General features: G+C 37.4%; 11 protein-coding genes and 1 pseudogene. 10 read left to right on the top strand and 2 right to left on the bottom strand.

Annotation, left to right across the window (positions count from 1 at the left end):
- Positions 1 to 74: 74 nt before the first annotated feature.
- The 10 genes and pseudogenes from AACM02_RS10620 to AACM02_RS10575 form a co-directional block, all read left to right on the top strand.
- Positions 75 to 299, top strand: coding sequence for a hypothetical protein (locus AACM02_RS10620; protein ID WP_339116944.1), 225 nt, complete (start codon positions 75 to 77; stop codon positions 297 to 299).
- A 291-nt stretch (positions 300 to 590) separates the two neighbouring features.
- A complete protein-coding gene (locus tag AACM02_RS10615) occupies positions 591 to 3,230 on the top strand; it encodes a hypothetical protein (protein WP_339116943.1) in 2,640 nt (879 codons plus the stop codon).
- Between the two features lie 89 nt (positions 3,231 to 3,319).
- On the top strand, positions 3,320 to 3,571 hold the full coding sequence (locus tag AACM02_RS10610) for a TIGR04149 family rSAM-modified RiPP (protein WP_339116942.1): 252 nt from the start codon (positions 3,320 to 3,322) through the stop codon (positions 3,569 to 3,571).
- 184 nt (positions 3,572 to 3,755) lie between these two features.
- Positions 3,756 to 4,652: a GLPGLI family protein gene (locus AACM02_RS10605; protein ID WP_339116941.1), complete on the top strand. Its 897-nt coding sequence runs from the start codon at positions 3,756 to 3,758 to the stop codon at positions 4,650 to 4,652.
- Positions 4,653 to 4,672: 20 nt separating this feature from the next.
- The gene (locus tag AACM02_RS10600) at positions 4,673 to 5,380 is read left to right on the top strand and encodes a hypothetical protein (RefSeq protein ID WP_339116940.1); all 708 of its coding nucleotides are present in this window, start codon (positions 4,673 to 4,675) and stop codon (positions 5,378 to 5,380) included.
- Complete coding sequence (locus tag AACM02_RS10595; protein WP_339116939.1) at positions 5,377 to 6,612, top strand: glycosyltransferase; 1,236 nt, start codon at positions 5,377 to 5,379, stop codon at positions 6,610 to 6,612. Before AACM02_RS10600 ends, AACM02_RS10595 begins: the two co-directional genes overlap by 4 nt.
- A gap of 128 nt (positions 6,613 to 6,740) precedes the next feature.
- Entirely contained in the window at positions 6,741 to 8,627 is a 1,887-nt protein-coding gene (locus tag AACM02_RS10590) for a glycosyltransferase (protein WP_339116938.1), read from the top strand.
- 186 nt (positions 8,628 to 8,813) lie between these two features.
- Entirely contained in the window at positions 8,814 to 9,038 is a 225-nt protein-coding gene (locus tag AACM02_RS10585; protein ID WP_339116937.1) for a TIGR04149 family rSAM-modified RiPP, read from the top strand.
- A gap of 133 nt (positions 9,039 to 9,171) precedes the next feature.
- Positions 9,172 to 10,290 (top strand): thioredoxin family protein, encoded by a 1,119-nt coding sequence (locus AACM02_RS10580; protein WP_339116936.1) that lies wholly within the window; start codon positions 9,172 to 9,174, stop codon positions 10,288 to 10,290.
- Positions 10,291 to 10,390: 100 nt separating this feature from the next.
- Positions 10,391 to 11,674, top strand: a pseudogene (locus tag AACM02_RS10575) (cysteine peptidase family C39 domain-containing protein); the annotation flags it as partial.
- Positions 11,675 to 11,841: 167 nt separating this feature from the next.
- Here the strand turns inward: AACM02_RS10575 and AACM02_RS10570 are convergent.
- Together AACM02_RS10570 and AACM02_RS10565 are read right to left on the bottom strand one after the other, a co-directional pair.
- Positions 11,842 to 12,597, bottom strand: coding sequence for an IS3 family transposase (locus AACM02_RS10570; protein ID WP_339117436.1), 756 nt, complete (start codon positions 12,595 to 12,597; stop codon positions 11,842 to 11,844).
- Positions 12,598 to 12,647: 50 nt separating this feature from the next.
- Positions 12,648 to 12,953, bottom strand: coding sequence for a transposase (locus AACM02_RS10565; RefSeq protein WP_339116315.1), 306 nt, complete (start codon positions 12,951 to 12,953; stop codon positions 12,648 to 12,650).

Here is a 12,953-nt window from a genome sequence, read left to right as displayed (position 1 = left end):
TACAATTGACATAAAGTAAAACTTGATTCATCGGCACAGCTTATTTTCCCCGCTTTAATTTGATATTTTTAAAAATGAATGATAACGAGTTAAGCTCTCTATTGGAAGGTGGAGCAGAAGTAATTAATACTCCTCGCAAGCCAGAAATTGCAAGTGTATACAAAGAACGTGTAGAGCAAAAAACAACCACTTTTGACTATGCCCTTTTGGAACAAGTTTCATATCTACTTATTATCTGGTATTGGAAGAAGCTGTGCCAATGGATTGGACTATTTCTAACTGATACCCCCACAGGGTGAGGCTATTTATGCACTAAAGCTACCGCCACATTCCGTGGGCGCACTTACGATGCCTGTCAACGATGGCCCTTGGAAGCTTACGGACTACCTGAGTTGATTTTTAAAGCCGAAATAATAGGCGTCATGTTCAGTTTAAAACTATAGGATTACAACATATCAAAAATACAACTATCGCTTTTCCTTATGATAGAAAAAATGTTTCAGCAAAAGGTTACCTTACAGGAAATCCAGTCACGTTATCAAATTTAGAATTCGAAAATTGAATACTATGTATCTAGTATAAATCTCAAAATGAATAAACGAATACCACTTTTTGTTCTATTATTTTTACTTTCTTTTAGTGCAATCTTCGCCCAGAAAGAAATCAAAGGCCGAGTACTTGACCAACAAACCCGGGAGCCTGTTGCAAATGCTGCCGTTACAATGCATCCTGTAGGCTCAACATCAATTATATCCTATTCGATGACTTCGAAAGAGGGGACGTTCACGCTAAGGAGCGCCAATATGCCCGACTCGGTAGAAATATCCGTGAAAGCCATGACATTGGAAAGCCAGACAAAACACGTAAAAAGCGATATAGGGTTCGTGGAATTCTTGGTAGTTGAAAAAACAATGGAGCTAAAAGAAGTAATTGTCCAGGCACCTAAAATCCGTCAGTTGGGTGATACTATCCATTACGATGTGGCGAGTTTTCTGGACGAAACCGACCGCAGCATTGGCGACGTATTAAAAAAACTGCCCGGAATCCAAGTGTTATCTTCGGGACAGATACTCTATCAGAACAAAGCTATCAGCAAATTTTATGTAGAAGGATTGGACCTGCTGAAAGGGAAGTACGGTATCGCCACCAATAATGTCGATGCTACAAAAGTGGCATCCGTGCAAGTGCTTGAGAACCACCAACCCATCAAGGCGCTAAAAGACATGGAAATTCCCGAAGCAGCCGCCATTAATCTTAAATTAAAAAAATCGGCACACGGTGCTTTTTTTCTTACTGCGCAAGCCGGAGCGGGACTTCCACCTATGTTATTGAGCAACGAATTGGTAGGAATGCGTTTCTCGGCGACTCAACAAGATATGTCGGTCTATAAGGGCGATAATACAGGACGGGATATCGTGCGGGAGTTGACGTCTTTTTACGGTGGATCCGGCGGAGGCCCGGTAAACTTCATGTCGGTAATTGCACCCGTTCCGCCTGCCATAAGAGAACAGCATCATCTGTTTAATAATGCACACTTGGGATCGCTCAACAGCCTGAAAGCATTAAAGAAAGATCTTACGCTGACCGGGAACCTTAATTATTTATACGATCAACAAAAAAGCAGTAGTTATTCAAAACGAGATATATTTGTGGCTGACGGTGGAAACATCCACATAACCGAAGATATGAATGCCCAATTATTAAAGCGTGAGCTGGAGGGAACACTTACACTGGAGGGGAATACCGATGAATATTTCCTGAATAACAAGCTCAATGTATCTTCCAGATGGAACGAGCATACCGGTAAAATTGCCGCTGTACGCGACATATCCCAATTTCTACAATTTCCATCGTTCAACATTGGCAACGATTTCGAGTACTTGCGCCGGAAAGAGAATAAAAATTTCAGGGTTGGCTCTCAAATATCCTATACTATGCAGAATCATTCACTGAGCGTTTCACCTGTTTTGTTCGATGAAGTTTTTACTAACTTAAAAGAATCAGATACATTAATCCGGCAAGAGGTTTCTTATAACCATTTAAAAACTAATCTGTATGTATCTGGAGGAAACTTGGGCAAGCGTTTTACGGTTGGCTACAGCACCAATGTATTTTCCGATCATTACTTTATGCAGTCCGGCCTTTTTGTGTCTGATGCGATTTCATCAGTTTCGGCAGACACTTTACGAAACCGATTACATCGAAACGAAATTGGTATTCGCCTTAATGGGAGCCTGTCTTATCGTTTTTCGGAAAATTTCAAACCGATTCTTTCTTTTCCGGTTAGTTATCTGTTTATCAATCGGAACGACCACATTCGAAATACTTCAAAAAACGGGGGGCATGTGCTTATTTCACCACTCCTGATCATTCAATATCCTATCAGTTCGCGATGGGACTTGTTTTCAAACGTACGTTTTTCAAATCAATTTGGGGGTATTACCGAAGATTATCTGGGATATATCATGGCTAATTACCGGGGAATGAACAGAAGTAACGGATTGCTCGGCAAAAACCATCAAACCGGCACTTTCGTGCATTTCAGTTACAAAAATCCCTTTACAACATTATTTACATCTTTCAGGTTATCCTATTCCAATATATGGCGCAATACACTTGGAGATGTCCGCTATAACGGCATAATGAGCAGTTCCACGAGTATTCCTTATACTAATACTTCGCATTACTACGGGTTGGATTATTCTTTCGGCCAAAGTATCGATGCGATAAAATCGGAAATGAAGTTGTTTGCAAGTTATAATAAAAGCAAAACCCTGTCGCTAAATCAAGGCATTGTTTCGAATTTGAATTTTGACTCTTACTCCTTATCCCCTTCCATTACTACGGATATTGGCAGATTTATGGTCCTCAAATACGACATTTCTTATCGCCATACCCGAAGTAAAATCCGCAATCAATCCATGCCGGCCGTTCATAATGTTGCACAAAATCTAGGCACCTCAATAATTCCGGTAAAAAAACTGATTTTCAATATATCGTTCAATCATTATTTCAACAGCTTGATAGAGTCTGAAGCCCGGTCATCTTGGTTTGGGAACCTGGGTGTAAAATACAAGTTAAAAAACGTGGATTTAATGCTGGATTGGACAAACATTTTTAATACAAACAAGTTCATAACCTATTCCTACAGCGATATCAGCAGTTATTATTCGGTATATATGCTTCGTCCGTCGGAGATTCTGCTAAGAATAAGATTTAAGATTCTATAAATAAACAGTGACTAACAAATTACGAGGCAGCATAAAATAATTTGTTGGCATGTCTAATAAACCTTGCTGCAGACAAAAAATTATGTTTTATGAAAAAATTAAGTAAGATTAAACTAGAGGAGGCAGTTGTCCTCGACAATCATGAAATGAAATTGATTTCTGGTGGAAGTGGCGGATTAACTGGAGGATGTTTTAGTTGTAGTTGTATAGGACAAACCAATCCTCCCTATGCTTCAAGTTGGACAAAATTCTATGCAAGCACATCAACTATGCACGCAGATCTTAATACTAGATGTGCAACTAATGGAGATTGTACACAGGTTTCCATTTTAAATTGCTAATCACGCTTAAGGGGCATAGATTTCGCCTTTTAATGGAGAGGATTATCCGAATTCTGTAGAATTAAATATCTAAATTAAACTAATAATAAGAAAGAGTTAAGATTGTACCTCTCCATTATATGGAAAAAGTTGTATTTAAAAAAGTTATGGATTAATTCAATTTATACTTTAAACAAAATTAAAAATGGTCAATGGGTGGAAAAAACTTTTTTTTTGCGTCTCCCTTTTCTTGATGATGTACGGTTTTGATTCATTATCCGTTATGGTGCTTTCGTCGACAAGGAATTTTTCGAATGAGAATAGGCTGGATTCAATACTATTAAATGTTCTATTTGTATTTAAACATCAAGCAAATAAACAGGAAGAAGTGATAATACAAACAGACACTATGGTCTTAGCTGTTGGCAATGATTGGTCGGTATATTATGATTGGAACAAAAAAAAACGTGATTCGATAGATGGTGCTAATTTAGCGATGAATCCTGTATATCGAAAGATCAGCTTTCGAGTGGATCCTGAAGAACTTCAGCTAAAGTTAGAGAAAAAAATGTCAATTTATCATATGATTGATGCAAGTGAAGGAGAATCCGCTAAAATTTATAAGAACCGATCTGAACAAAAAATAGTAATCACTGATGACTATTCTGATACTTTCTTTCGGTTACAAGAACAACCGGTATTGCATGAATGGATAATTACCGACGACACACTAACATTATTGAATTATGTTTGTCAAAAAGGTGTTACTGAGTTCAGAGGTAGAACATACTCGGTGTGGTTTACGACGGATATCCCCATAAATGATGGCCCCTGGAAATTGTATGGCTTGCCTGGACTGATATTGAAAGTAGAAGATTCGGAAAAAATATTCTGTTTTGAAGCGATTGGCCTGAATAAAGTAAAAAATCAATTCATTGAAATGCCCAATCGAAAAAATATTATTGAATGTGAGAACTATTTGCAATTACAGAAAATAAGGAAGAATCGATTTCAAAGAGTAAGTTATGGATTTGTAGAAGAAGGTAAAGTGGTTTATTATGGTGCTAAGAATCCTATTGAAATAATTGAATTAGAAAAATAAATTTTCTCTGTTAAAAAGTAATGAAAAAATGTGGTATAAATTTCATTGATTCTGATAGGATAGCACATACTTTGATGCTACAATCTTTTTTTATGACTGATATTGGACTTCTCGAAGGACAAATGGGAATTGTTCTAGCGTTATCCGAATATTCCAGAAAAAAAGAAAATGAAATATTTTCCGATTTTGCATTTGATTTACTCGAAAATATTATAGCGAAAGTAAATAAAGGTTTGCCTTTTTCATTGGGCAACGGATTAGCCGGAATTGGGTGGGGAATCGAATATTTAATCCAGAATAAATTTGTAGAAGGGTCCGGTGTTGAAATATGCGATGAGATTGATAAGAAAATTATGGAAGTGGATCCGAGAAGAATTTCAGATCTTTCGTTGGAGACAGGATTTGAAGGACTGCTGCATTACGTGATATACCATGTAAAAGGAGCGCTTGATCAAAATACAGGATTACCTTTTGACGACAGGTATTTATCGGATATATATGCAATATGCTCATTGTTAAAAGAACGGATAAAAGATACATCGATAAGTATATTGCTGGATGTGTTTAGAAATTTTTATAATACCGGGAACATCAAGGATTACAATACATCCGTCATTGATTTTGTTATCATGGAGTCAACAGACATATCCAATGAAATATCTTCCTATCCGTTAGGATTAAAAGATGGCTTGGCCGGAAAGTTATTAAAAATCATATTCGCAAAATGAAAAACATTTATATTTTCGATGAATATATCAGTTCCCAAAAGAATGGAATCGGCACGTACCTGCGGGAATTATTGCATTGTTTTAAATCATCCGGACATAGCATCTGTCTGATTATTTTTAACGCCGACACGGAAGAATTCAGTATCGTTGAAGAAAAAGAGACTAAAAAGTTACTTTTTCCCGTTATGAAAGGCCATTTTTTGCATCATGTGCAGGTGATGGATAAGTTTTTGAGATTATATATTGAAGACGATCCTAATAATATTTTCTTTTTAAATCACTCGCCGTGCGGTGATCTTATGGAATCGCTGAAGAAAACATTTCCCTTGTCCAAAATTATTTTTACCATCCATGATTTCGGATGGACGGCACCTCTAATGGGGAATTTAAAAGAGTACAAGCAGCTGACCAAAAATAAATCTTCTAGTACCGACCAGTCAAGAAATGCAAAAAGGGATTTTTCTAATTGTTATGAAGAAGAAAAAAGGATGTATGGATTTGCGGATCGGATTATCTGTTTATCGCCGGATTCTTATGCTGTTTTGCGCTCCGTTTATAAATTGAATAAGAAAAAAATCTCATTTATCCCAAACGGATTGCGGGAATCCAGCATTGTCTCAAAACGGAAAAATTCGGAAGAAATAAGAAATTCGTTGAATATAAGAAATGATGAAAAGATCCTTGTGGTCATTGGACGGCCGACTAAACAAAAAGGGATATTTGCCTTAATGGAGGCAATGAAATTAATTTTAAAAACAAATCGGAATGTAAGGCTTGTGATTATCGGTGATGCCAATGAACAGTCTTTAAGAGAGCTGATACAGGCCAAATCATCGTGTACTTTATCCATAACCTTTACAGGCCTGTTAGATAAGGACAATATATACAAATGGCTATCCGTTGCAGACATAGGAGTAATTCCCTCCTATTACGAACAATGCAGTTTTGTGGGAATTGAGATGATGATGTTCGGTTTACCCATTGTCACATCGAATGGTGTCGGGATTAGAAATATGTTTCAAAATGAGATCAATGGTTTGGTTGCGAAAATAGGCAACAGGAACAAGCCAGAAGAATACTCACGAAATTTGGCTGAGGCAATAACAAAGCTATTAGACTCTCAGGATTTATGCAATCGGTTAAGTGCAGGAGCCTTAAAAACGTATGAAGACAGGTATTCAATCCACCATATGAAAGAGAATTACAGGGCGTTAATCGAATCCCTGTATTAATTTATAGATGACCTTTATAACAATGTGTTTCTGAAATAAAATAATTCATTGCTCGTTTCGGTTGTAATTGTTAAAACAAAACTGATTCATCCTTGGAAAAAGTATAAAAATTTGATAATTGTGTATGCATGGATAAGGAAGATATTAAAGTCAGCATAGTTTATATTATTAAAGATACAGGATGTCCATGCCAATACGGTATCAGAAGTATTTTAGAAGAAACATTGTCCTTATTTGAAATCATTGTACTGGATTTAAGCAATTCAAATGAGACTATCGATGTTATTCATGATATTCAGGATAATAGTGTCAGATACATTAAAGCCTCATCCGGGTTCGTTGAATTATTTAAACAGGGAATTTCGCAATCTAAAGGAGAATATATTTCTTTTTTAGAGTCAGATTGTGTGATAAGTGCAGATAAATTGAAAAAACAGTATGATTATTTGAAAAGTAATTTGGACGATGATTGTGTTTGTACCGGTGTGAATTTTCATGACTATTGTAATTTCAAAATTGAAGGCCGTTATTCTTCCAATGAACTAATATACGAAATCATTTTTTGTAATCCTGTTTTTTTCTCTTCGTTGATGTTTAGAAAATCTTCCTTAATGAGATTTAATTTTTCATCCGGTCTGTATAAAGGGAGCAATATTTTCAGCAATAGCTATGCGTTATTGGCAGACATGATTATGAATAATTTCAAGATTGGATCTCTTGGTGAATACTTGGTTTCATGTAAACTACAGCAAAGAGTACCGGACGCAGACTTTAAATTGCAAATAATGATGATTCAAACAGAATTTTTAAACTATATTGCGTCAGAAATAGTTTTATTGGATAGTAATGCGATAGATGAGATAAACGAGTATATTGCCTTATTTGAAAACAGACAGTTAGATTTTGATTCTTTAAGATTAAAAATAGCAACATTATATAAATCGAAATTCATATTATCAAAACCACCAAAATCAAAAAGGAAAATACTGTTTTGCATACCCAATTTAAGTCATGGAGGTGCAGAGAAACAGTTAATAACATGGCTTGAAAATTTAGACTATAGTCTCTTTGAGATCGATTTGCTCCTTTTTAACAAGTATGGAGTTTATTTGAAAGATATTCCAACGGAAGTTAACTGGTTTACCTTAGATTATTTTGAGAAGTATACTATAAAAGAGTACGATATTGAAGTAGCCTTTTTGGAGGGTAGCGCGACAAAATTTATTGCAAATAGAAAAACAAATGCTAAAAAACATGCATGGGTGAGGACTGATTTATATAATTTACATTATACACGTGTGTTTTTTAAAGATTTACAAGAAGAGATATCTTGTTATTTGAAATTTGATAAGATCTTATTTAATACAAAGGAAACATTACCGCGTTTTATAGAGAGATTTGGAGATATACCGGTAGATAAATCAGTTGTATACAATCTGACAGACAGACAAAAAATAATTCGTTTAAGTAATGAATATTCGGTAAAAAGAAATAATGAAATTACACTGTGTTGCATAGGAAGGCTGGATGCGGAAAAAGCGTATGACAGGCTGTTATTCGTTTTGGGTGATTTGAAGGATAACGGGTTGAGCTTTTACCTCTGGATCATTGGTGAAGGTAGCTTAAGAATTTCCCTAGAAGAAACGATAAGAAAACTTTCTTTGGAAGAGAATGTCACATTATTAGGTTTTTGTGATAATCCCTTCCCATATCTAAAGGGGTGTGATGTGTTTGTGCATACATCCATAGCGGAAGGGTATGCAAACGTTGTAGCAGAAGCCATCTGTTTAGGTAAGCCAATTCTTGCCACCAATACGGTAGGCCCTTCTGAATTACTCGATGATGGGCGATATGGATGTTTAGTTAAAAATGATTACCGTGAAATTTACGAAGCATTACGAGAATTAATTACCAATAAAGAATTAAGAGATGATTTGTCTAAAAAAGCCCTTGAAAGATCATCCATTTTTGACCTTAACATGAGAATGAAAAGGATAATGGAAATTTTAAGTTGATTTAGAAAATATTCGTATAGACTTGAACAAATGGAAATAAAATCGAAGTTAGAACAGCCCTATTTTTATTTCGTGATTACTCTGAAAATTAATAAATTGAAAATATTATCCGGTTTTAGGATATAGAAAGCTGTTGTTATTTAAAACGACAACAGGTATAATTAATAATTTAAAAATTATATGCTTATGAGAAAATTAAGTAAAATCAAACTGCAAGAAGCAGTTATCTTGGAAGACCGTGAAATGAAAATGATTTACGGTGGAAGTGGCGACAACAATGCCGATTGTACTGAATTAGCCTGTATAGTCGGAGCTGAATGTTGGGGTATTGTGAATGATAAACTTACAAAAGGGTATTGTTCAAGTGGAGTTTTGGTACCTGGAGATAGTTCATGTGCATGTGTTTTCTAATTAATTGAAAATCAAGTGGGGGTGTCTCAGAAGTAAAATTAGTTTGTCAACTATTCTGTTGAATGGAACAAAGACAGAATGATGAGCTAGTCATGTTTCTGAAATAACCCCCATTTTTATACTTTTTTAAATTATGAAATTTAATTTGATTATTTTACTTTCATTTCTTTCTTGTGTACCTACATTGCAGGCACAAATTAACAAGAATTGCTCTCTTGAACTTAAACTCAACGGTAAAGAGTACGATCAAGTTCGTCTTGAAATAGCTTTATCGGGATTAGAAAAGCACAATGTGATCGGCAGTTCTATCGACAAGCAGAATTGGATATTTCAATACTCCGATACAGTGTATAAGAAACATTCCGGGATGAAACTGTATGGCAAACAAAATAATGACAGCATAGAATACAAATTTGTTGTGTATATGCCTTTGGAGTTAGATACTTTAAAATATGATAGTTTCACAGTCGGAGAAGAGTCTAAGCTCTCAGCTTCATTTATCAAATCTGATATTTTTGAATATCAAGGTAAAAAATTCTATACTGACGATTTCCTTTTTTCAAATAAAGACGATGAAACAATGTATTTAATGGCAAAAGCACTGAATGAGGGATTTAGTCTTTTCTGGAGAGACACGTTAAGTTATGACCAACGCATAAGTAAATATGAGAAAATAGTATCGCTTTCTCCTGATTCACATCATCTGATGTCTGCTTTATACGGATCTATTGGCAGATACAAAAGTAAAGAAGATATTGCACGCATATTTAATAACTTCTCTGTTGAAAATAAAAATTCATACTACGGGAATAAAATTAAAGAGTATTTAAATATGAATTTTTTTGAAAATTCCACTCTCCCGGATTGGCAAACAAATAAACTCGAACCAATTATTCAAGACACTACAAAATATAATCTCGTAATTTTTTCAGCCTCTTGGTGTGGACCCTGTCATAAACAAATACCCAATCTTAAAAAAATTCATAATGATTTACAAGAAAAGCTGAATATGACTTATGTCTCAATTGACGAACCGGAAACAGTTGAAGAATGGAAAAAATTAATGAAAAGAGAGCAGATACCCTGGCGAAGCCTTTTAGCTAAAGATGATGTAAAAGGATTGCAAAATAAATATTATATTCATTCCATTCCGATGGCTTTTTTAGTTTTTCCAAACGGGAAAATACAACGTCTTCAGCTTTATGAAGAGAAAGATAGAAAATTAATTTATGCAATTACTAATCTTAAATAAAAAGTAAAAACAGTACTGTTTGTTGAGAGAGATTGTTGCAATTTAAAAATAAGACGTTTTTTATATGCTTGAACTTTGGAAATCATCAACATTGAAATTAATGAAATTAAATTTATTTACAACTTACACCCAGCTTGACGCCATGGACTGCGGCCCCACCTGCCTGCGCATGATAGCCAAACACTACGGCAGACACTACAGCCTGGAAACACTTCGTCAATATTCGTTTATTACACGTGAAGGTGTATCCATGTTGGGAATAAGCGATGCAGCGGAACATATCGGGTTTCGCACATCGGGAGTGATGATTTCATTTGAGCAGCTGGTAAAAGACGCGCCGTTACCCTGCATCGTGCATTGGAAACAGAACCACTTTGTGGTAGTTCACAACATCAAGAAGGATAAAAAAGCAGGACACCGGATTTACGTGGCGGATCCCGCGTTGGGTTTGGTAACATATGACGAAGTCGATTTCAAGAAATGCTGGTACAGTACCAAAAAAGACGAGGAGGAAAAAGGAACGGCACTGCTTTTAGAACCCGGTCCCGAGTTTTTCGACCGAGAAGACGAAAAAGAAAACCGCAACCGCAGTTTACGTTATTTCCTGCGTTACCTTGCACCCTACAAAAGCCAGTTGGTACAATTGGTGTTGGGAATGTTGGTTGTGAGTATCCTGCAACTGATTTTTCCGTTTCTTACACAATCCTTGGTGGACGTGGGTATCCGCGATGGAAACTTGGGTTTTATCACGCTCATACTGATTGCCCAGCTTGTTATCTTCGTCGCCCGCCTTTCCGTGGAGTTTATCCGGAGCTGGATATTGTTGCACATGAACACAAGGATAAACATTGCTCTTATTTCCGATTTTTTGGCTAAATTGATGAAAATGCCGCTCCGTTATTTCGACACGAAAATGACGGGAGATATCATGCAACGTATCGGCGACCACGGACGCATCGAAACGTTCCTTACGGGCAATTCCATCAGCACGCTTTTCTCGTTTGTCAACTTCTTCGTGTTCGCCTTTGTCTTGGCGTATTACAACTTGATCATCCTCGGTATCTTCCTTGCCGGAAACGCCTTGTATGTGGCTTGGATACTCTTCTTTATGAAATACCGCCGCGAGCTGGACCACAAACGTTTCGCCCAGTCGGCCGGAGAACAGAGCAACATCATCCAGCTGATTACGGGAATGCAGGAAATCAAACTGAACAATTGTGAAAAGCAAAAGCGCTGGCAATGGGAACGCATCCAGGTAAAACTGTTCAAGATCGGGATAAAGGGATTGGTTTTGGGTCAACTCCAACAGGTCGGTTCCGTGTTCTTCAGCCAGACCACCAATATCATTGTTTCGTTTATAGCTGCCAAAGCTGTTGTGGAAGGACAAATGTTCTACTCCCCACTTGTCAGACCATAGGATCTCGTTTTTAAGTTTAGTTCGTTCCCATTGTAAACCACTCTCTGTGCCTGGAACGGGTTCTCTTTAGGTCGCTTGTCACAGCCTTGACAGGTTCCGGGACAGGCATTACCTTTGTTTGCAATGGAAACGAATCAGGCTGCATACTCATACCAGGAAAAGGGCGTTTTTCTATCAAGGCTTTGATGCTGTCGCCGGTTGTTGTAATAGGTGATAAACTTAATCAACCCCTTTCGCAGTATGTTGCCGTTCCCGGCCGGACAAATATAGACATATTCTTGTTTGAGTGTGCGCCAGAAGCGTTCTATCCAGACGTTGTCAAGCGCCCTGCCTTTCCCGTCCATGCTGATAGTGATCTCCTGGCTTTCAAGATACGCTATCCAACCTGGACACGTAAATTGAGAGCCTTGGTCAGAGTTTACAATCTCCGGCTTGCCATGCACGAGGATTGCCTTACGAAGCACATTCAGGCTGTTTTCAGCATCCAGCGTATTGTGAATGTCCCAGCCAACAATATACCGGCTATATACATCAATGATAGCCGTCAAGTAAAGGAATCCTTTTGCCATGGGTATGTACGTGATATCGATGCACCATACATGATTCGAGTGCGTGACCTCAAGACCTCTAAGCCTGTAGGGATGAATGTATTTGCTCAATCCAAGCTTACTGAGGTTTCGTTTCGGATAAATGGCCATGATGCCCATTTTACGAAGCAATCGACGGACACGCTTCGGACCTGTCAGGATACTCATTGCACGCAGGAAATCAACCATCCCCAAAACACCTTTTGTTGGATGTTCCATGTATTCTTCGTCCATCAGACGCATCAGTTCGAGGTTTGCAGGATCCTCTACGGCAGGCTTGTAATACTGCATGCTGCGATTCAATCCGAGAAGCTCACACTGGCGTCGTTGGCTCAAATCATCTCTCGGGGATACTATTTTTTTGAGGACTTCAGTATCCCCAATTGCTCTGAGGCCCTCCTGCAAAAATCCACTTCTACCTCCAAACGGCCTATTTTCTCATACAATTCCTTCTCCCGTTTGGCAACCTCCTCGTCTGGGGCCTTGGTTGAGAATATCTCTGCTCCTCGGGCCAGGAACTCCCGTTTCCAGTTGGAGATCATTTGTGGATGCACATCGAACCGCTTGGCCAGCTCGCTAAGTGTTTCAGCTTCCTTGATTGCCTCTATCGCAACCTGGGCCTTGAAAGCTGCACTGTGTTTCTTTCTTCTTGTTGACAT

Source organism: Petrimonas sp. (assembly GCF_963921705.1).
In the GTDB taxonomy this organism is placed as follows: Bacteria; Bacteroidota; Bacteroidia; order Bacteroidales; family Dysgonomonadaceae; genus Petrimonas; species Petrimonas sulfuriphila.
This window is presented reverse-complemented; position numbering and strand designations above follow the sequence as displayed.

Coding starts and splice junctions, on each gene's coding strand:
- AACM02_RS10620 (WP_339116944.1), top strand. CDS start 75: ATGAATGATAACGAGTTAAGCTCTCTATTGGAAGGTGGAGCAGAAGTA.
- AACM02_RS10615 (WP_339116943.1), top strand. CDS start 591: ATGAATAAACGAATACCACTTTTTGTTCTATTATTTTTACTTTCTTTT.
- AACM02_RS10610 (WP_339116942.1), top strand. CDS start 3,320: ATGAAAAAATTAAGTAAGATTAAACTAGAGGAGGCAGTTGTCCTCGAC.
- AACM02_RS10605 (WP_339116941.1), top strand. CDS start 3,756: ATGGTCAATGGGTGGAAAAAACTTTTTTTTTGCGTCTCCCTTTTCTTG.
- AACM02_RS10600 (WP_339116940.1), top strand. CDS start 4,673: ATGAAAAAATGTGGTATAAATTTCATTGATTCTGATAGGATAGCACAT.
- AACM02_RS10595 (WP_339116939.1), top strand. CDS start 5,377: ATGAAAAACATTTATATTTTCGATGAATATATCAGTTCCCAAAAGAAT.
- AACM02_RS10590 (WP_339116938.1), top strand. CDS start 6,741: ATGGATAAGGAAGATATTAAAGTCAGCATAGTTTATATTATTAAAGAT.
- AACM02_RS10585 (WP_339116937.1), top strand. CDS start 8,814: ATGAGAAAATTAAGTAAAATCAAACTGCAAGAAGCAGTTATCTTGGAA.
- AACM02_RS10580 (WP_339116936.1), top strand. CDS start 9,172: ATGAAATTTAATTTGATTATTTTACTTTCATTTCTTTCTTGTGTACCT.
- AACM02_RS10565 (WP_339116315.1), bottom strand. CDS start 12,953: ATGTCAACAAGAAGAAAGAAACACAGTGCAGCTTTCAAGGCCCAGGTT.